This window comes from Novosphingobium sp. PP1Y, assembly GCF_000253255.1.
GTDB lineage: Bacteria > Pseudomonadota > Alphaproteobacteria > Sphingomonadales > Sphingomonadaceae > Novosphingobium.
Genome location: NC_015580.1, coordinates 3,893,004 through 3,911,486, shown reverse-complemented (window position 1 = coordinate 3,911,486; position 18,483 = coordinate 3,893,004). Strand labels below are relative to the sequence as shown.

Sequence of the window (18,483 nt, the reverse complement as noted above, 5' to 3'; positions counted from 1 at the left end):
ATGGCGCGAATTCACCTACATCTGCTTTCGGATTCCACTGGCGAAACCTTGGAAATGATTGCCAAGGCAGCGCTCGCCCAGTTCGATGACAGCGAAGTCCTGCGCCATTTCTGGCCAATGGTCCGCTCGCAGCAGCACCTCGACCGCATCATGGGGGAAATCGCCGCGAATCCCGGTCTCGTCTTCTTCACGCTGGTGAATGAAGAGACACGCGGTAGGCTCGAAGAGCGGTGCCACACGCTGGGGCTTCCCGCCCTTGCCGTGCTCGACAACGTGACCGACGCGCTCGAGGCGCATCTGGGACAGGAGGCGAAGGGACGTCCCGGCCGCCAGCACCGCCTCGACGAAGCCTACTTCGCGCGCGTCGACGCGATCCAGTTCACGATTGCCCACGATGACGGGATCGCATGGGAAGACTGGGAAGATGCCGACATCATCCTCGCGGGCGTATCGCGCACGTCCAAGACGCCGACGAGCATCTATCTCGCCAACCGCGGCTACAAGGTCGCGAATATCCCCATCGTGGTGGAAAGTCCGCCGCCCCAGGCCCTCTTCGGTCTGCGCCGGCCGATGGTAGTCGGTCTGACGACGGCGCCGGAGCGCCTCATCCAGGTGCGCCGCAACCGCCTGCTTTCGCTGAGCCAGTCGCCCGATACCGACTATGTGCAGGCGGAAAAGGTGGAAAGCGAGGTCAAGTACGCGCGCCGCATGTTCGCCGATAATTCGTGGCCGGTCATCGACGTCACCCGCCGTTCGATCGAGGAAACGGCTGCGGCGATCATCAACCTGTACAACGAGCGCAAGGCCTCGGGCATCAAGGGCCCGGTCGGACCCAAGCCGATCTGACTTTTCGGGAAGCACAGCAAAGACAATGATCGTTCTCGCATCCAAGAGTGCATCGCGTCGCGCGATGCTGGAAGCTGCCCAGATTCCCTTCTGCACGCAGCCGGCACATGTCGACGAACGTGCGATCGAAGCAGATCTTGGCGCGGTTCCGGCTGGTGAAGTCGCGCTCGCCCTCGCCAGGGCCAAGGCCCTTGCGGTTTCGCATAATGCACCCGGTACGCTGGTGCTGGGCAGCGACTCCCTCGTCACCTGCGACGGTTTCCGGTTCGACAAGCCCGGAACGCGCGAGGCCGCGACCGAACATCTCCGCTTCTTTTCCGGCAAGGTCATGAAGCTGCACAGCGCGGCAGCCCTGGCGCGCGATGGAGAAGTGGTCTGGGCCGAAGGCGGCCTCGCCGAACTGCACGTGATCGCCATGTCCGATGGCTTCATCGCCGATTACCTCGAGGCCGAATGGCCCGAAGTGTCAGGCTGCGTCGGTGTCTTCCGCTTCGAAGGCCGGGGCGTGCAGCTGTTCGAGAAAGTCGATGGCGACTATTTCACCATCCTGGGCATGCCGCTGCTCAAGGTGCAGGCGGCACTGCGCGAACTGGGAGTGATGAAGAAATGACTTTTTCCTCCCGGCCCCAGCCCTATGCCGAAGTGATCGGCGATCCCATCGCCCAGTCCAAGTCCCCGGCGATCCATAATTTCTGGCTTGGCAAGCAAGGGATCGATGCACGCTACGAGGCTTGCCGCGTCGCTTCCGGCGGCTTGCCGGATTACCTCGCGGCTCGCCGCGCCGATGCCGGTTGGCGCGGTTGCAACGTGACGATGCCGCACAAGGAGGATATCCTTCCGCTGCTCGACCGGCTCGATCCGCTCGCGCAGAGCATCGGTGCGGTCAATACTGTCGTGCGCGAGGAAGACGGGACGCTGGTGGGCTACAATACCGATGTCCCCGGCTTCCTAGAACCGCTTCGGGAGCGACTCGATCAGCAGCACCTATTCCGCATGGCGCGTGTCCTCGGCACCGGCGGAGCTGCCCGCGCGATCATTGCCGCGCTTTCTCGCAAGGGCTTCGTGCTCGTCCTCGCCGGTCGCAATCCCGAAAAGGCGCGCGCCCTGCTCGAGGAACTGGTAACCGGAGACGACCACCACGCGATCGACCTCGCCCATTTCAGCCAGGCGACCGATTTTGCGTTTGACGACCGCAAGGGCATCATGGACCTCGTCGTCAATGCCAGCCCCTTGGGGATGACCGGTCAGGCACCGCTGGATTTTGATTTCAGTCATGTCCCTCCCGGCAGCGTGATCTATGACATTGTCACCAGCCCGCTGGAGACTTCTTTTCTGAAGGAGGCGCGCGAGGCCGGGTTCGAGACGGTGGACGGCCTGTCCATGCTTATCGGCCAGGCTGCTTTCGCCTTCGAGAAGTTCTTCGGCACATTTCCACTGCGCGACTCGGATGCCGAGCTTCGGGAGATTCTGCTCAAGTGACTGCGACTCGACCCCGGATCCTCGGTCTGACCGGCTCGATCGGCATGGGCAAATCGACAGTGGCACAGATGCTGCGCGAACTGGGCGTTCCCGTGTTCGATGCGGACGCGGCGGTGCATGCGCTGCAGGGCCCGGGTGGCCGCCTGCTTCCGGCGATCGAGGAAGCCTTTCCCGGAACCACCGGCGCGCGAGGCGTGGATCGGCCGAAGCTGGGCGCCGCGGTCTTCGGGGACAAGGAAAAGCTCGCCCGGCTCGAAGCCATCGTGCATCCTGCCGTGGCCGAAATGCGGCAGGAATTCCTCCGGGAAAACTCAGATAAACCTCTGATCGTATTCGATATCCCCCTCCTTTATGAAAAAGGCGGAGCGCAAGGGCTCGATGCCGTGGCCGTCGTTTCCGCCCCCTCCGGGGCCCAGCGCGAAAGGGTCCTGGCGCGGCCGGGCATGACGGAGGAAAAGTTCGAGCAGATCCTGTCCCTGCAGGTACCGGACTGCGAAAAGCGGGCGCGGGCCGACCATGTCATCGACACCGGTACAAGCCTTGCCGAAACGCGCGAACAGGTCGCCCGATTGGTTGCTGCGATGGCTAGCGCATAATTTCCTTTGTCAGCCCCTTGCACACGGGCCTCAGCAGGCAGATATGAGAAGTGATGAGAGAGATCATCTTCGATACCGAAACGACGGGGTTCGACCCCAAAAACGGTGACCGGATGGTCGAAATCGGTTGCATAGAAATGGTCAACCGAGTGCTCACTGGACGCACCTTCCACGCCTATTTCAATCCCGAGCGGTCGATGCCGGCCGAAGCGGAGGCCGTCCACGGTCTTTCCGATGCTTTCCTGGCCGACAAGCCGCTGTTTGCCGAAAGGGCGCACGAGTTTCTCGACTTCATCGAAGACAGCCCGATGGTGGCGCATAACGCCGGGTTCGACTTCAACTTCATCAATTTCGAATTGCAGACCTGCGGTCATGCGGAAGTCAGCCGCGATCGGATGGTAGATACCGTGGCCCTGGCCAAGGTTCGCCATCCCGGCGCGAAGCTTTCGCTCGATGCGCTGTGCACACGCTATGGCATCGACCGCAGCCACCGCACGAAGCATGGCGCCCTGCTTGACGCGGAACTGCTGGCACAGGTCTATGTCGAGCTCCGCGGAGGCCGCCAGATCGGCCTCGAGCTGGGAGCCGAAATCACCGAGATCGTGACGGAAACGAAGATCCTCACACGAAGGGATCGACCTTTCCGTCAGCCGCGGTCCCACGCGGCCACCGAAGAGGAACTCGCCGCTCATGCGGAATTCCTCAAGTCGGTCGATACCCCGCTCTGGGGTGCCTGAACTCTAGCAAGAGGAGAATACGCCCATGGATATCCGCGTCTCCGGTCACCAGGTCGATACTGGCGAGGCCCTTCAGGTCCACGCTGGTGAACGTCTTACGGCGATCATCGAGAAGTATTTCAGTCGGGCCTTGTCCTCGCACGTGACCTTTGGCCGAGCGCCCGCCGGCGCGTTCCGGTGCGATATCATCATGCATGTCATGCAGAACCTGGTTCTCAAGGCCACCGGTCTTGCCCATGACGCGCACGTTGCCCTCGATCAGGCCGCGGAAAAGATCGACAAGCAGCTGCGCCGTTACAAGCGCCGTCTGAAGGACCGCCACGAGCAGTCCGCCCATGCGATCGCAGCCGAGGAAGCAGCTTATACCATCTTCGAGGAAACGCCGGTCGAGAACGAGGACGAGATCGAGGCCGATGCGCCGCTGGTCATCGCCGAGACTCGTGTCGACGTTCCTGAGGCAACGGTATCCGATGCGGTCATGATGCTCGACCTGCGCAATACCACGGCCTTGTTCTTCAAAAACGCTGGTACTGGTCGGCATAATATGGTTTACCGCCGCGGCGACGGTTCGATCGGCTGGGTCGAACCTCACTGACGCCGAGCAGTGACGTCACCAGGCGTTTGAATTCCTGATCGGAGGAGAGGACGTAACCCCCGGATTTTCCGGGGGTTATGAGCGTATAATAAATGGCAACCGGTCAAGACTAGAATCAGATTTGAAATGAATGGTCTTTTTACTCTTCTGCCTGAGGCCGTCGTTGCGACCGCCGCAGACAGCAAGGATCTTATCCTCAGCGAGCTCGCCGCCCTTTTCGCGCAGGTCTATGACCTTGAGCGCGATGCGGTGCTGGCACGCATGCTCGAACGCGAGGAACTGGGCAGTACCGGCTTTGGCCGTCGTATTGCGATTCCGCATGCCCGCATTTCCGGTCTGAAGCGTCCGGTGGCTGCATTCATGCGACTCGAATCTCCCGTGGAATTCGATTCTGCCGACGGAATGCCGATCGATCTGGTTTTCGGCCTGCTGTCGCCGGACGGCGCCGGTGCCGCGCATCTCCATGCCCTCGCCGCGATCTCGCGGATGATGCGCGACGAACGCATGCACGATGACTTGCTCGAAGCCCCGGGGCCGGAAGTCCTCTACAGCCTCCTGAGCAACGTCATCGACCGCGACGCTGCCTGACATGACAGAGGCCGACAACGCCGATGCGGCCGGTGCGAGCCTGCACTGGCGGGCCCTGGAAAACCTCTATGCATCCGCGGCCATCAATGAAAAGTTTCGCTCGGCTCTCCAGATCACCGGCGAAGGACTTTCGTGCATCACATTCGATGTAGGACCCGATTGCTTTCATGCCGCCGGCGCCGCGCATGGCACGATCTATTTCAAGATGCTCGACGACGCGGCGTTCTACGCAGCGAACACGCTCATCACCGATCGCTTCCTGCTGACCACTTCGTTCAACCTGCTGCTCAGCAAGCCGATCAAGGGTGGAACCGTTCGCGCCGAGGGGCGCTGGGTGAGTGGCCGACGTCGTGTGCTCGTGGCGGAATCGCGGCTGATCGACGAGGAAGGCGACGAAGTCGGACGCGGAACCGGCACCTTCATGCGTTCGCGCATCCCGCTTTCCGGCCTTCCCGGATATTCGGCCGCCTTTACGGCCCAGGGCTGACCGGTGGAAGCGCGCCTGCCTGCACACCTCGAAGTCTCGAGTCTGCTTCGACGGGTCCAGGCCGAAGGAGGTTTCGCAACCGTTCTCAACAAAGGTGAACGCGACGCCGGAACGATCATGGTCGTCCTTACCGAAAATGGAGCGAATACACGCGCTTACGAGCGCATGCCGCAATTGGACGGAACCCGCCAATGGACTTGTTCAAAGAAGCAAGACATTGAAAAACCATGGGAAATATCAGAGTTCATCGCGCGTCGGGCGGATCAGGACCCCGATCTCTGGGTCATCGAGCTTGATATCGCGCATGGTGAGCGTTTCATCGGAATTGGGTAACGAATCCGGTTGACTTGCAAGGAATGCAAGGTAAGGGGGCCGCAAACGCGAAGGCGGCGCGGGAGGCATTTCGGCCACACCAGCTAGCACGCAGCCGGGGGATCGTCGGCAGGCGCGGTACAGTATTTCAATGCCGGTAACGGCATTCTGTTCCCGCTTGTGTCAGATGGGTCCACCGCTTTAGACCAAGGCTTGATGCGAACCAAATTGCAGTGGGCGAGCGCAGTGGCGCTGGCCGCAACGGTGTTTACCGCATTATTCAGCGCCCAGGGGTCGGGCGCGGCCACGTCGGACATCGTTCCGATCCTGGCAAAACCGGAACCCCAGGTGAGTTTCGTCTCCGAACCGGTGGTTCAGGCGCTCCCGTCCGAAGATGACGGGATCGTTACGGACGATGACGGTGACGACCAGGTCATCGCAGCCGACACCTTGGCTCAGCTCGTCGCAGAGCAGGGCATGCCCGATGCAATCGGCAAGCAGCTGCGCTGCCTGGCCGGTGCGATCTATTTTGAATCGCGCGGCGAGTCCCTCGAGGGGCAGCTTGCCGTCGGGCGCGTGATCATCAATCGCGCCAAATCGGATCGCTTCCCCGATAACTTCTGCGATGTCGTGTTCCAGCGTTCGCAGTTCTCCTTCGTGCGCGGAAGCCGCATGCCGAAGATTCGCGAACAATCGAAGGATTGGCGCCGCGCGCTGGCTATCGCCACCATCGCGATCGACGGCAGCTGGAAAAGCCCGGCCAAGGGCGCACTGTTCTTCCACGCCGCCCGTGTGTCGCCGAACTGGCGCCTCACGCGCCTCGCCCAGGTCGACAACCACATCTTCTATCGTTGATGGCCGGCCCGCCCCTACGGGCGGGCTCTTGCCTCACTTCCTCAGTTCGACCCAGACCGGTGCATGGTCGCTGGCCTTTTCCCGGCCGCGATGCGCCTTGTCGACGCCGCAGGCGAACAGTCGATCGGCCAGCTCGGGCGAAAGCAGGGCATGGTCGATGCGAAAGCCATGGTCGCGCTGCCAGGCCCCTGCCTGGTAATCCCAGTAGGTCCAGACGCCGCCGCGCGGATTGTGGGTGGCGATCGCATCGGTCCAGCCGTCGCCGAGCAGGCGGAAGTAGGCATCGCGCGATTCCGGCTGCATCAGGGCGTCGGCGGCCATGGCCGATGGCGACCAGACGTCGCGGTCATGCGGGATGACGTTGAAGTCTCCAGTGACGATGGCGGGAACTTCCTCGGCCCTGATCGCGGTCATGCGCTCACGCAGGCGCTTCATCCAGCGCAGCTTGTAATCGAACTTGGGTCCGGGCACCGGATTGCCGTTGGGCAAGTAGATGCACACGACCCTGACGCCGAAGACATCGGCTTCCAGATAGCGTGAGTGATCGTCCTCGGGCTCCCCGTCGAGGCCTCGCTGGACTTCGACCGGCGCTTCGCCATCGGCAAGGATGGCGACGCCGTTGAAGCTCTTCTGGCCATGCCAGATGCCCTTGTAGCCCAGCTTCTCGAACTCGGCGATCGGGAAGCCCTCGTCCTGAGACTTGATTTCCTGCAGGCAGGCGACGGCCGGGCGCGTCTCCTCGAGCCATTCGAGCAGACGGGGCAGGCGCGCCTTGACGCCGTTGATATTGAAGGTTGCGATTTTCATGGCGCCTTCTCGGCAGTCAGGCGCCGGTTCGTCAAGCTCAGATGCTGAAGCTGGACCCGCATCCGCACCCGGCGGCGGCATTGGGATTTTCCACCCGGAAAGCTGCCCCGCCCAGAGATTCCACGTAATCCACGATGCAGCCGCTGACGAGATCGAGGCTGACAGGGTCGACCACCAGTTTCACGCCGTCGGTTTCGGTCACCGAATCCTCGCTTTCGGGGGCGTCGGCAAGGCCGAACTTGTACTGGAACCCGGAGCAGCCTCCTCCCTCTACCGAGAGGCGCAGGATCGCGGCCTTGCCCTGTTTGGCGGCAATGGTGGCCACGCGCGCGGCGGCGGAAGGGCTGAGAGTGAGGTTCTGCTGGTCCATATCCCGGATGTAGGCTTCCCTGCCCCGTGCGGCAAGGCGTCGAGGCAGGAGCGACGTAGTGCCGAAAGACAGGGAACGGTGTCTGACCGGCCGATTTCTTCGGCGATCAGGCCATCTGGATATATTCGCGCATTGCTGCGGCTTCCGACTCGACCTTGTCGATGCGGTATTTCACGAGGTCGCCGATCGATACCATGCCGACCATGCGCGCTCCGTCCATGACCGGGAGGTGGCGGATGCGCCGCCGGGTCATCATGGCCAGCGCGGTCATCACCGAGGTCTCGGATTCCACGGTCACGGCCGGCGCCGTCATGACTTCGCTTACCGGTTTGTCGAGAACGCCGGGGCCGAATTCGCGCAAGCGGTAGATCACGTCGCGTTCGGAGAACATGCCGGCAAGGCCTTCGCCATCCAGAACCGGCAAGGCGCCGATGCGACGTTCGGCCAATATTTCCACGGCCTCGCGAACCGTGGTGCTGACCTTGCAGGTAAGAACAGTATCGCGGCCTTCGATAATGCGCCCGATCGTCATCGTCGTATTCTCCCTGTTTTGCTTTGCAGGCGCAGAATATCACAGGTTTCGGGGACTAGCCACTTCGACTGACAGATGGCGCTGACTGTCACGAGGGCCTTGCGACAGCGGCCCGCAAGGCGCAAATGAGACGCAATGATACCACGCTCCCCCCTCGAAGATCCGGTCAATGCAACCCATGCCTGGAACCGGTTCAGGCGTATCATGCGCTGGATGATGACGATCACGGTCGGCCTCGTCCTGGCCTCGGTGATCCTGCTCTACCGGTCGAACGGCATGGTTTCGGTGCATCTCTACATCGCGACCGCGCTTGGCATCGGCTTCACGATGCTGTTGGCATCGGCGCTGATGGGGCTTGTGTTCCTCTCAAGCGGCACCGGCCACGACGAATCGATTATCGATCCGCTCGATGACGATACCGAGCTCTGACCCGGCCGTTCAGTTAGCCGCAGGGCGCAGGCGATAGTCCTCGACCGGCGCGCCGCCGATCAGGTGCTCCTGGATGATCCGTTCCAGGACGTCCTCGTTGCAGGAATGATACCAGACGCCGTCCGGCCATACGACCGCGATGGGGCCGGATGAGCAGATGCGCAGGCAGTCTGCCTTGGTGCGCGCAACGCCGCCGCCGCTGTCCGTTTTCGGGCCGTCAAGGCCGAGCTGCTTGAGCCGCTTTTTCAGGTACTTCCAGCTGGCTTGCCCCTTTTCAGGACTGCAGCATTCACCTTTCTGCGGCTCGGCACAGATGAAGATGTGGCGTTCGATGGAAGCGCCGCCTGCCTTGGCGAGGGCTTCTTGGGCCTTGTCGAGTTCGTGGCGGTGCTTGCTCATGCCCGCCAAGTAGGAACCGAAAGGGCGCAGGTCCAGTGCGCGCGAAGCCGCAGCGAACCTTTGGCCTCAGCCTTTCTTGCCGACGATCCGCGAGATTTCTGCCGCAACCATGCGCTCCACCAGCGGGGGCAGGTTCTTCTCGAGCCATTCGGCAAGTGCGGGACGCAGCAGCTCGCGGGTAAGCGATTCCAGCGAGGTTTCGCCCGAGCGCACGATCTGCGGGGGCGCGCTGGGCTCGGACAGCATGGCCAGGGCCGCAAGGGACTCGCGCATCGATGCGCGGACATTGTCCTGGATCAGCGAAGGTTCTTCGTCATCCTTGTCCATATCGGGCTCCAGCTCGGCGGTTTCCTGCAGTTCGAGCACGTCTTCGAGGCCCTCGTCCTCTTCTTCCTCAAGCTCGATGACGCCGGCAGTGGCGCGACGCGTGCGCTCGACCTTGGCGCCCGCGCGATTGTCGCGCGCGATTACCTGCTTGATCGACTGCAGGATCTCGTCGACCGAGGGTTCACCGTTCTGACGCATCGTATAGGCCCCTTCGCATACCTTGTGACAAGGCAGACACATGCGCGGCCGAATCACTTTGGCCCCGATTCGCCGCACATGCTTAATTCTGTGGAATTTCACCGTCCTGCAGCGGCGTGTCAACGGTCCGTGTCGATTGAGCGACCGGCGCGGGATCGTCGTCCCAGTCGAAGACCTTGCCCCTTACCCGCTCATAGTTGAGTTCGGGATCGTAGAGAATGCCGCCATCGAGGTTGAGATCGCGCGCTTCGGCACGGCCCATGGCGGCAAGCAGGGAGAAGCCCGCGACATAAGCATTGCGCTTGGCGGTGACGAACTGGACTTCCGCATTGAGCAGTTCCTGCTCGGCATTGAGGATGTCCAGGATCGTGCGATTGCCCACCGTGTTCTCGGCCCGCACGCCTTCAAGGCTGAGCTTGGCGGCATCGACCGCGACCTGGGTCGAACGGATCAGATCGTTGGACGCGACCCATGACGTATAGGCCGAGCGAACCTGCGCGATAACCTGGCGCTCGATGCCGATCTCGTTCTCCAGCGCGGAGGAAGCCGATGCCTGTGCCTGCCGCCGGCGCGCCGCGGGGAGGCCGCCCTGGAACAGGGGAATCGAGATCGAGGCACCGGCCTGTGCCGATGTATCGGTCTGCGGCACGGATTCGGTGCCGATACCGCCGAGGGTGCCAAGGTAATTGTTGTAGCTGCCCGAGGAAAAGAGGCTGACCTGGGGCAGGCGGCCCGCCCCGGCTACGTCGATGTCCTTTTCGGCGGCCCTGGTCCGCTCACGCGCGGCGATCAGGTCGGGATTGTTTTCGAGGGCCTGGTCGACGGCTTCCTGCGCCGTGTTCGGCAGGTTCGGAAGCGGCGGCGGGGCCTCGAGCGCCTCCGGAGCCTTGCCGATGAGCTGGATGTAGGTCTCGCGCGCGGCGGCCAGGTTCGCCTCGGCCGCGCGGGCATCGCTTTGTGCCAGCGCCAGACGCGACTGCGACTGGGCAACGTCGGTGCGAGTGACATCGCCGATTTCGAAACGGTCGCTCGTCGCCTGGAGGTTGACCTTGAGGACATCGACCTGGTTGCGGTTGAGCCCGACGATGGCCTCGTTGCGGATCACGTCCATGTAGGCCGCCACGACCGAGGAAAAGACCGAGCTTTCCGTACCGCGCAAGTCGGCCTGCCCGGCTTCGACGCGTATCTTCGCGGCCTTGATCTGATTCTTGACTGCGCCGCCCGAATAGATCGGGACACTGAGGTCCGCTCCTGCGTTGACCAACCGCTCGGGGGCGGTGAAGGAAGTTGCGCTTTGCTTGACGAATTCGGTGTAGCGCCCGCTCGTGCTTACGCTCGGCAGGCCGGAGGCCTTCGCGATGGGCACGTTTTCGTCCACGCCGCGCTGCTGGGCTCGCGCGGCCTGCAGCGTCGGGTTGGTCTGATAGGCAAGGACGAGGGCCTCGCGCAGCGTGTCGGCGCGCGCGCACGGAGCCTGCATCGCGGCGATGCAGGCCATTCCCGACAGTAGCCCGGCACGCCCCCACACGAACCGGGTCATGGTCAGAAGCTCCAGCGTTTCGGAGCCGCCAGTTCGGGGAGCGCAGGAATGCCGATTTCAGCGAGCGGGAGCAGCGACACGACGCCAGCGGCCTTGCGGCCCGACGCGAGGCGCGAGACGCCGCGCACCATGAGGCCGGTGACGATGCGGCCGTCTTCGGCAAGCTGGGCGGCGATGCCGGCAGGCAGTTCCTCGATCGCACCGTCGATCACGACCAGCGTATAACCGCCCTCACCCGCCATCGCGCCGGCTTCGGCCGGGTCGACGGCGTCGAGCGAACCGACCAGCGGACGCAGCAGCGCGGCAAGGTAGCCGGCACCGTCGCCGATGAGCAGCGCCTTGTCCTGGGCGGTGGGTTCGGCCTCGGCCAGCATCTTCGCTTGCACCAGCGGCGCGGCGAGCGAGCGGCCATTGCCGAGCGGGATCGCACGGTCGATATAGGCGGCATCGCGCATGGTATCGGGAACGAAGTCCTCGCGGGCGATGCCGGCCATTGCCGCAAGCACCCAGGGCTCGTTGACCCCGCTGGTGCGCAGCTGGCTGGTGATCATGGCGCGACGGGCCGCGCTCACGGAATTCTGGGCGGATGGGGCGGACCGATCCTCGGTCAAGGTCATTTCGTGCTGTTCCCTCGATACTTGCAGGGCCGATGCGTGCCATTTGCATGGGTTGCAAATTCGGCATTTGTGGGGCGCCTTCTAGGACAACGCGCCTGCGAGGCCAAGCGCTTTGACAATACGCTCGTCGAGTTGTCGTAGCGCTTTGACGATCACCCCGTCCCGCCGTATGGGGACCGGCAAATCCACGATTTCCGCGAACCGGGAGCGCAATTCCATGGCCGATATGGTGACAATCCGCGAAGACGACCTGATCGACAGTGTCGCCGATGCCCTTCAGTACATCAGCTACTACCACCCGATGGACTACATCCGCGCGTTGGGCGACGCCTACGAGGCCGAGCAGGGCGCAGCGGCGAAGGACGCCATCGCGCAGATCCTGACCAACAGCCGCATGTGCGCCGAAGGCCATCGTCCGATCTGCCAGGACACCGGCATCGTCAACGTCTTCATCGAGTGGGGCCAGAATTGCCGTCTCGAATCCGACCGCAGCCTGCAGGAAGTGGTCGATGAAGGCGTGCGCCGCGCTTACGGCAACAAGGAAAACAAGCTGCGTGCCTCGGTCCTGGCCGACCCGGCCTTCACCCGCCGCAATACCAAGGACAACACCCCGTCGGTCCTGTCCGTCTCGATGGTTCCGGGAAGCAAGGTTTCGGTAGACGTCGCGGCCAAGGGCGGCGGTTCGGAAGCCAAGTCGAAGTTCAAGATGATGAATCCCAGCGATTCGATCGTCGACTGGGTGCTGGAAATGCTGCCGCAGATGGGTGCCGGCTGGTGCCCGCCGGGCATGCTCGGCATCGGCATCGGCGGCACCGCCGAACACTGCGTGAAGCTGGCCAAGCAGAGCCTGATGGAACCGATCGACATGGCCCAGCTCAAGGCTCGCGGCCCGCAGAACGACATCGAGAAGCTGCGCATCGAGATCTTCGATGCAGTCAATGCCATGGGCATCGGCGCGCAGGGCCTTGGCGGCCTCGCCACCGTGCTCGACGTCAAGATCCTCGACTGGCCGTGCCATGCCGCGAACAAGCCGATCGCGATGATCCCCAACTGCGCGGCGACCCGCCATGCGCACTTCACGCTCGACGGTTCGGGCCCGAGCTTCCTCGAGACTCCCAAGCTCGACGAGTGGCCGCAGGTCGAATGGGCACCGAGCAACGAGGCCAAGCGCGTCAATCTCGACACCCTTACCGCCGAGGACGTGCAGAGCTGGAAGCAGGGTGACCGCCTCCTGCTCAACGGCAAGATGCTCACCGGACGCGATGCCGCGCACAAGCGCATCCAGGACATGCTCGCCAAGGGCGAGGAACTGCCCGTCGATTTCAAGGGCCGCGTGATCTACTACGTCGGCCCGGTCGATCCGGTGCGTGACGAAGTTGTCGGTCCGGCCGGCCCGACCACCGCGACGCGCATGGACAAGTTCATGGACATGATGCTCGACCAGGGCCTGCTGGCCTGCGTCGGCAAGGCGGAGCGGGGTCCGGCGGCGACCGATTCCATCGCGCAGCACAAGTCGGCCTACCTCATGGCGGTGGGCGGCGCGGCCTACCTCGTTGCCCGCGCGATCAAGGAAGCCAGGGTCGTCGGTTTCGAAGACCTGGGCATGGAAGCGATCTACGAGTTCACCGTCGAGGACATGCCGGTCACCGTGGCCGTCGATTCCGAAGGCAAGAACGTCCACCAGCTCGCCCCTCTGGTCTGGAAGGAAAAGATCGCCAAGGAGCATCTGCTCGCCGACTGATCCCGGCGGGCAAGGCCGTGGGCATCCGGAGCATCGACGAACGACGCACCGGATTCGATCGGGGAACTGGCGCGGAAGGGAACTTTCGCGCTATTCCAACCGTGCATGACGGATCTTTCCAACGAACCCAGGGTTCCGGCGCGGCTGGTGCTGCTCTCGCTCGCGGCCCTTTGGGCGTGCTATTTCACGGTCGCGACGCTGCGCGGCGTGGTGATCGGCTTCGACTTCGTCTGGCCGATCATCTCGCGCCGGCTGACGATCTGCATCCTGTCCATGCTGGTCATGGTGGCGGTCTGGCCGCTGCTGCAGATGCTCGACCGCAAGTCGGCCGGGGTGCGTCTGGCTGTGGTGCTGATGGGCGCCCTGCCCCTGTCGCTGGTCCTCAGCCTGATCAACAATACGATCTTCTCCGACATCGAATATGACGAGGACCAGGGCGGCAAGCACGAGACCTCGGTGACGACGGACAAGGGTAACGTGCGCATCTCGCGCGACGAGGCCGGAAACATCCTGGTCGACCTGCCCAATTTGCGCGAAACGGGAGGGCCCCTGGACGATGGTACCGGGGCTGCGAGGGAAGAGGCGGTCCCGGATGTTCAGGCACGCCCCACCCGGCGCAAGGACGGCGAATCCGCCATCACCATTCATACCGAAATACCCAAGGATGCCGCGTTCAAGCGCTGGGCGTCCATCGCCGACACCGCATTCGGCCGCTACTTCCTCGTCCTTGCCTGGGCGGCGCTCTACTTCGCACTGGCCAAGGCGGAGGAAGCGCGTGCGGCTGAGCGGCGCGAAGGCGAATATCGCCGTGCGGCCGAAGCGGCGGAGTTGCGCTCGCTGCGCTACCAGGTCAATCCGCACTTCCTGTTCAACACGCTCAACTCGCTATCCGCGCTGGTGATGACCGGAAAGCAGGACGATGCCGAAACGATGATCCAGACGCTTTCCACCTTCTATCGGCGGACCCTGTCGGGCGATCCGACCGGCGATCTGCCGCTCACGGAAGAGATCGAGCTGCAGCAGCTGTACTTCGCCATCGAGGCGGTGCGTTTCCCCAATCGTTTGCTGACGAAGATCGATATTGACGATGCCGTCGTCGATGCGAAGGTGCCGGGCATGATCCTCCAGCCGCTGGTCGAAAACTCGGTCAAGTACGCGGTCGCCGCCACCCAGAGGCCGGTGACGATCGCCATTGCTGCGCATCGCGAAGGGAATGAACTGGTGATTTCGGTAAGCGACGACGGCCCCGGTGTCGAAGCGGGCAAGGCGCAAGGCTGCGGTATCGGTCTGGGCAATGTCCGTGACCGGCTGCGCGCGCGCTATGGCAGTGCGGGCAGCATCGATTTTGGAAAGACCGCCGATGGCGGCTTCGCCACGGTCCTGAGAATGCCGCTGGAGCATGGCCGTGGCTGAACTGGACGCAGGAAGCGGCGCTGCGCAAGGTCCCCTGAAGACGCTGATCGTCGACGACGAGCCGCTCGCGGTCGAGCGCATGCAGGTGATCTGCGCGCGCATGGAAGGGATCACCGTGACCGGTACCGCAAGCGACGGAGAAGCCGCGCTGCGTCTGATCGATGCGCTGAGGCCCGATCTTGTGCTGCTCGACCTGACGATGCCGGAAACCGATGGCCTTACCGTTGCCCGCAGGCTTTCCGGCAAGGCCGAGGCGCCTGCGGTGATCTTCGTGACGGCGCACGACGAATTCGCGGTCGAGGCCTTCGATCTCGATGCGGTCGACTACGTGCTCAAGCCCGTCGCCCCCGATCGGCTGCAGCGCGCTATCGGCCGGGTCATGGCAAGGCGCGGTGAACGCAGTGTCCCGCCTAGCGAGTGGCTGGAGGAATTCTGGGTGCCGCACCGCTCCGAACTGGTCCGGATCCCGGCAAGCGACGTGCAGCGTATCGATGCCGAACGCGACTACGTGCGCCTGCACGTGCCGGGGCAGAGCTACCTGCTGCTCCAGACCATCACCAGCCTTGAGCAGAAGCTCGATCCCGAGCATTTCATCCGCATCCACCGCAGCTGCATCCTGCGCCGCGATTTCGTGGCCGGACTCAAGCACGAAGGGCTGGGCGTTTGGGCCGCCGAGACGGGTGATGGAGAGGCCCTGCGGATCGGCCGGACCTACCTGCCTGCCGTGAAGAAGATGGCCGGCCGCTGAGACTCGCGCCTCCAACTTCCCGCATTGTCCGGAGGTGCAAAGAAAACGGCGGGCCGTGAAGCCCGCCGCAGGTATTTTTCCGGGTCTTATTTTTTTGGGACCTCGTTGGTTCGCAAGGCATCCGCCTCAGCCGCCGAGCTGCGCTTCCTGAGCGGCTGCGATCTTGCTCGCCATCAGCGTCTTCGCGCTCTCCAGGGCCTGGCGATAGCACTGGGTCTTCTCGCGTGAGTGGATGCGCGAACCGGTATCGTAGCGATCGTATTCGCAGGCGCTGCGGGCGGCACGGTCGATGCGGCGCTCAAGGGTCTGCTGGCCTTCGACAGAAGCCAGATCGAGATCGGAATAGCGGACCTCGACATCCTTGGCGTAAGTCGGGGCTGCGGTCATGGCCAGGCCAAGAAGTGCGGCGGCGGCGAGCGGGGCAGTCGTGAACATCGTGTTTCCTCCTCGGGTCTGAGCCGGGGCGGAAGGTGTTCCGGGCGGCTCGATGTGATCGTTCTGCCGCCGATTCCCTGCGCCTTCACGCGCACGTCGACCGCGGGTCGTTCGATCTCGACGAAGGGGGTGCCGTGGGGACGAACGACATATGCACTCGACGAACGGCGAGCATCTGCCCGGACGAAACCGTCCAATCTGCCGGTAAACTGTCGGAAGGCGCGCGATTCGGCCCCGCGATTCGCGCATGTGCTGGCAAGTTGGCTGCGCGCGATGTAGGGTGCGAAGGCAATGGTGGGCCTGATCATCGTCTTCTGTCTGGGCGTTCTCAACTTCGCTGCGCACAAGGCCGTTCTGGAAAGCGGGCACCCGATGCTTGCGCAGGTGCCCTGGTTCTTTCAGCCGTTGGGGGGGCGTCTCAGCCTGATCGTCGAATTCGCGATGTTGCTCGGCGCGATGGTCATGGCTGCGGCGGGATCGTCCGGATGGGCCTGGGTCTACGCTGTCTATACCGTGCTCAACGGCTTTTCCGCATGGCTCATCTACAGCGGCAAGCTGTGACGGGAACCGCAGGGCCGCGGCCCGGTTTTTCGATACATGGGAAACGCGAAGAAAACTTGGCTCGTCTGCAACGCGGCGAGCGGCAGCAACGACGATGAAGCCGTAGCCGAACTGGTCAGCGCGCTGGACAAGGCTGGCATGTCGCCGGCCCGGCGTATTCGTTTTCCGGACGAAAGCGCGCCCAGCCCAGAGCAGCTTGACGCGCAAGGCGTCGAGCTGCTGGTCGTGTTCGGAGGCGACGGGACCACCCATAGCGTCGTGACCGAGGCCTACGGCTGGGGCGGCGCACTGCTGGTCCTGCCGGGCGGAACGATGAACCTGCTCTCCAAGCGCCTGCACGGTGATGTTCCCGCGGCCCAGATCGTCGACAGGCTGGCGAAGGGCAACGCCCGCCGCGTCCGCCCGCGTGTAATCCGCTCGCGTCATGGCGAAGGGCTGACGGGAGTGCTGGCCGGTCCGGGCGCCATCTGGAACGAGGTGCGCGAGGCGATGCGCTCTTCCAACATCCTCGAAGTGGTGACGACGACCCGTGAGGCCATCGCCCATTCCACAAGCGCGCCCAAGGTGGTCTGCGAAGGTGTCGACTGCGGACGCAAGGAGGGCTATGCGGCGATCACCGTGAACCCGCATGACACCGGCCTCGAAGTAAAAGGCTATTATGCCGAGACGCTTGGCGACTTTGCCGGGCAGGGTATCGCGCTGCTCAACCGAAACTATCGCGATGGCCCGCATGACCAGTTGGGCATGCACGAAACCATCCGGCTCGTCTGCCCCGAGGGAGAACCCATGGGCCTGTTGATCGACGGCGAACCTTTCGACGGGGGAGCCGAGGACCAGTTCACTCTGGCAAATTGCGAAGTAGACCTGTTGGCGACTGCCGATGCACGGTAAGGTCTCGAATATGTATTCCGGGCCGATCAAGCTCTTCCATCTCAGCGACATCCATTTCGGGTTGGAAGATCGCGAGGCCCTCGCCTGGGTGGAGCAGTGCATTGCGCGAGAGAAGCCGCATGCGGTCGCAATCACCGGCGACCTGACGATGCGCGCGCGGCATCGTGAATTCGCTGCCGCGACCGACTGGATTTCCGCGCTCGACGTGCCGGTGACGGTCGAAGTGGGCAATCACGACATGCCCTATTTCAACCTGCTTGAGCGTTTCACCACGCCCTACAAGCGGTTTCACAAGATCGAACGCGTGGTTGAGGCGCAGCTGGACCTGCCCGATCTCGCCATCGTGCCGCTCAAGACGGCGACCCGGGCGCAGTGGCGCTTTCCCTGGTCGAACGGCTGGGTGACGCCCAGGGCACTGGAAGAGACTCTGGCCGCGATCGACGCGCATCCTCCTGGGACCCGCATTCTGGTCACGGCGCACCACCCGCTCACCGAGCGCGGACCCGGCGGCAAGCTCCTCACGATTGACGGAACGCGGGCGATGGAAGCGCTGGCCGAGCGCAAGGTCGCTGCGATCCTGACCGGGCACATCCACGATCCGTTCGATCTTCTCGAGCAGACCGCGCGCGGGCCGCTGCGCATGATCGGTGCCGGCACCCTTTCGCGCCGCATCCGTTCGACGCCGCCGAGCTTCAACGAGATCCTGATCGACGGGGACGAGATCCGGGTCACGGCCCGCAATCTCGAGCAGGTCCCCACGCCCGACATGCAGATTCGCGAAGTGCCGGAGAACGCAATGCCGCCGCGCGAAAGCGACGAACCGGTGGCGCCGGTCCGCGCCGTCCCTCCTGTCGATCCGCCGGTGCACTGAAGGTCGGCAGGGCGTTCCTTCCGGGATGGTGCCTGCGATCCGAGATGCAGAAAAGGCCGCACCGTCTCATGACGATGCGGCCTTCTTCATGGATCGACCGCCGCACGGC

The 18,483-nt window shown here is 63.5% G+C and carries 25 protein-coding genes; 17 read left to right on the top strand and 8 right to left on the bottom strand.

Features of this window, described 5'->3' with window-relative positions; translation table 11 throughout:
* From PP1Y_RS24505 to PP1Y_RS24460, 10 genes are all read left to right on the top strand, one after another.
* Complete coding sequence (locus tag PP1Y_RS24505; RefSeq protein WP_013834565.1) at nt 1-846, top strand: pyruvate, water dikinase regulatory protein; 846 nt, start codon at nt 1-3, stop codon at nt 844-846.
* A gap of 25 nt (nt 847-871) precedes the next feature.
* Entirely contained in the window at nt 872-1,456 is a 585-nt protein-coding gene (locus PP1Y_RS24500) for a Maf family protein (protein WP_013834564.1), read from the top strand.
* Nucleotides 1,453-2,325: a shikimate dehydrogenase gene (gene aroE / locus PP1Y_RS24495; protein ID WP_013834563.1), complete on the top strand. Its 873-nt coding sequence runs from the start codon at nt 1,453-1,455 to the stop codon at nt 2,323-2,325. Before PP1Y_RS24500 ends, aroE begins: the two co-directional genes overlap by 4 nt.
* Nucleotides 2,326-2,369: 44 nt before the next feature.
* On the top strand, nt 2,370-2,921 hold the full coding sequence (coaE, locus tag PP1Y_RS24490) for a dephospho-CoA kinase (RefSeq protein ID WP_051010137.1): 552 nt from the start codon (nt 2,370-2,372) through the stop codon (nt 2,919-2,921).
* A 53-nt stretch (nt 2,922-2,974) separates the two neighbouring features.
* A complete protein-coding gene (gene dnaQ, locus PP1Y_RS24485; RefSeq protein WP_013834561.1) occupies nt 2,975-3,658 on the top strand; it encodes a DNA polymerase III subunit epsilon in 684 nt (227 codons plus the stop codon).
* A gap of 25 nt (nt 3,659-3,683) precedes the next feature.
* On the top strand, nt 3,684-4,253 hold the full coding sequence (gene hpf, locus PP1Y_RS24480; protein ID WP_007012601.1) for a ribosome hibernation-promoting factor, HPF/YfiA family: 570 nt from the start codon (nt 3,684-3,686) through the stop codon (nt 4,251-4,253).
* Nucleotides 4,254-4,379: 126 nt separating this feature from the next.
* Entirely contained in the window at nt 4,380-4,841 is a 462-nt protein-coding gene (locus PP1Y_RS24475; RefSeq protein ID WP_013834560.1) for a PTS sugar transporter subunit IIA, read from the top strand.
* A gap of 1 nt (nt 4,842) precedes the next feature.
* Nucleotides 4,843-5,328, top strand: coding sequence for a PaaI family thioesterase (locus PP1Y_RS24470; protein ID WP_013834559.1), 486 nt, complete (start codon nt 4,843-4,845; stop codon nt 5,326-5,328).
* 3 nt (nt 5,329-5,331) lie between these two features.
* Nucleotides 5,332-5,661, top strand: coding sequence for a DUF1491 family protein (locus PP1Y_RS24465; protein WP_013834558.1), 330 nt, complete (start codon nt 5,332-5,334; stop codon nt 5,659-5,661).
* Between the two features lie 195 nt (nt 5,662-5,856).
* A complete protein-coding gene (locus PP1Y_RS24460; RefSeq protein ID WP_013834557.1) occupies nt 5,857-6,495 on the top strand; it encodes a cell wall hydrolase in 639 nt (212 codons plus the stop codon).
* A gap of 33 nt (nt 6,496-6,528) precedes the next feature.
* On the opposite strand, the gene xth is transcribed toward PP1Y_RS24460, so the two are convergent.
* The 3 genes from xth to PP1Y_RS24445 form a co-directional block, all read right to left on the bottom strand.
* Nucleotides 6,529-7,302, bottom strand: coding sequence for an exodeoxyribonuclease III (xth, locus tag PP1Y_RS24455; RefSeq protein WP_041559166.1), 774 nt, complete (start codon nt 7,300-7,302; stop codon nt 6,529-6,531).
* A gap of 37 nt (nt 7,303-7,339) precedes the next feature.
* Nucleotides 7,340-7,672 (bottom strand): iron-sulfur cluster insertion protein ErpA, encoded by a 333-nt coding sequence (erpA, locus tag PP1Y_RS24450; RefSeq protein ID WP_013834555.1) that lies wholly within the window; start codon nt 7,670-7,672, stop codon nt 7,340-7,342.
* A gap of 106 nt (nt 7,673-7,778) precedes the next feature.
* The gene (locus tag PP1Y_RS24445) at nt 7,779-8,204 is read right to left on the bottom strand and encodes a CBS domain-containing protein (RefSeq protein WP_013834554.1); all 426 of its coding nucleotides are present in this window, start codon (nt 8,202-8,204) and stop codon (nt 7,779-7,781) included.
* Between the two features lie 135 nt (nt 8,205-8,339).
* Between PP1Y_RS24445 and PP1Y_RS24440 the strand changes: the two genes are divergently transcribed.
* A complete protein-coding gene (locus PP1Y_RS24440) occupies nt 8,340-8,633 on the top strand; it encodes a hypothetical protein (protein WP_013834553.1) in 294 nt (97 codons plus the stop codon).
* Nucleotides 8,634-8,642: 9 nt separating this feature from the next.
* Here the strand turns inward: PP1Y_RS24440 and PP1Y_RS24435 are convergent, their stop codons facing one another.
* The 4 genes from PP1Y_RS24435 to PP1Y_RS24420 form a co-directional block, all read right to left on the bottom strand.
* Nucleotides 8,643-9,032 carry a ferredoxin gene (locus tag PP1Y_RS24435; RefSeq protein WP_013834552.1) on the bottom strand — a complete coding sequence of 130 codons (390 nt, stop codon included), beginning with the start codon at nt 9,030-9,032 and terminating at the stop codon, nt 8,643-8,645.
* 66 nt (nt 9,033-9,098) lie between these two features.
* Nucleotides 9,099-9,557: a DUF2497 domain-containing protein gene (locus tag PP1Y_RS24430; protein ID WP_013834551.1), complete on the bottom strand. Its 459-nt coding sequence runs from the start codon at nt 9,555-9,557 to the stop codon at nt 9,099-9,101.
* Between the two features lie 82 nt (nt 9,558-9,639).
* Complete coding sequence (locus tag PP1Y_RS24425; RefSeq protein ID WP_013834550.1) at nt 9,640-11,097, bottom strand: TolC family outer membrane protein; 1,458 nt, start codon at nt 11,095-11,097, stop codon at nt 9,640-9,642.
* 2 nt (nt 11,098-11,099) lie between these two features.
* Nucleotides 11,100-11,714 carry a protein-L-isoaspartate O-methyltransferase gene (locus tag PP1Y_RS24420; protein WP_013834549.1) on the bottom strand — a complete coding sequence of 205 codons (615 nt, stop codon included), beginning with the start codon at nt 11,712-11,714 and terminating at the stop codon, nt 11,100-11,102.
* A gap of 217 nt (nt 11,715-11,931) precedes the next feature.
* Between PP1Y_RS24420 and PP1Y_RS24415 the strand changes: the two genes are divergently transcribed.
* The 3 genes from PP1Y_RS24415 to PP1Y_RS24405 all read left to right on the top strand — a co-directional run bounded on the left by PP1Y_RS24415 (nt 11,932) and on the right by PP1Y_RS24405 (nt 15,616).
* Nucleotides 11,932-13,455, top strand: a complete 1,524-nt coding sequence (locus PP1Y_RS24415; protein WP_173364741.1) for a fumarate hydratase — start codon at nt 11,932-11,934, stop codon at nt 13,453-13,455.
* A 105-nt stretch (nt 13,456-13,560) separates the two neighbouring features.
* Nucleotides 13,561-14,868 (top strand): sensor histidine kinase, encoded by a 1,308-nt coding sequence (locus PP1Y_RS24410; RefSeq protein ID WP_013834547.1) that lies wholly within the window; start codon nt 13,561-13,563, stop codon nt 14,866-14,868.
* Nucleotides 14,855-15,616: a LytTR family DNA-binding domain-containing protein gene (locus tag PP1Y_RS24405; protein ID WP_013834546.1), complete on the top strand. Its 762-nt coding sequence runs from the start codon at nt 14,855-14,857 to the stop codon at nt 15,614-15,616. The genes PP1Y_RS24410 and PP1Y_RS24405 overlap by 14 nt, the downstream gene beginning before the upstream one ends.
* Before the next feature lie 126 nt (nt 15,617-15,742).
* Here the strand turns inward: PP1Y_RS24405 and PP1Y_RS24400 are convergent, their stop codons facing one another.
* Nucleotides 15,743-16,051, bottom strand: coding sequence for a UrcA family protein (locus PP1Y_RS24400; protein WP_041559165.1), 309 nt, complete (start codon nt 16,049-16,051; stop codon nt 15,743-15,745).
* Nucleotides 16,052-16,342: 291 nt separating this feature from the next.
* Between PP1Y_RS24400 and PP1Y_RS24395 the strand changes: the two genes are divergently transcribed.
* Genes PP1Y_RS24395 through PP1Y_RS24385 form a run of 3 tightly spaced genes read left to right on the top strand, consistent with a single transcriptional unit; the run spans nt 16,343 to nt 18,374 of the window.
* Entirely contained in the window at nt 16,343-16,612 is a 270-nt protein-coding gene (locus tag PP1Y_RS24395) for a hypothetical protein (protein WP_013834545.1), read from the top strand.
* 36 nt (nt 16,613-16,648) lie between these two features.
* On the top strand, nt 16,649-17,503 hold the full coding sequence (locus tag PP1Y_RS24390) for a diacylglycerol kinase family protein (RefSeq protein WP_013834544.1): 855 nt from the start codon (nt 16,649-16,651) through the stop codon (nt 17,501-17,503).
* Nucleotides 17,504-17,513: 10 nt separating this feature from the next.
* Nucleotides 17,514-18,374: a metallophosphoesterase gene (locus PP1Y_RS24385; RefSeq protein ID WP_013834543.1), complete on the top strand. Its 861-nt coding sequence runs from the start codon at nt 17,514-17,516 to the stop codon at nt 18,372-18,374.
* Nucleotides 18,375-18,483: the final 109 nt, after the last annotated feature.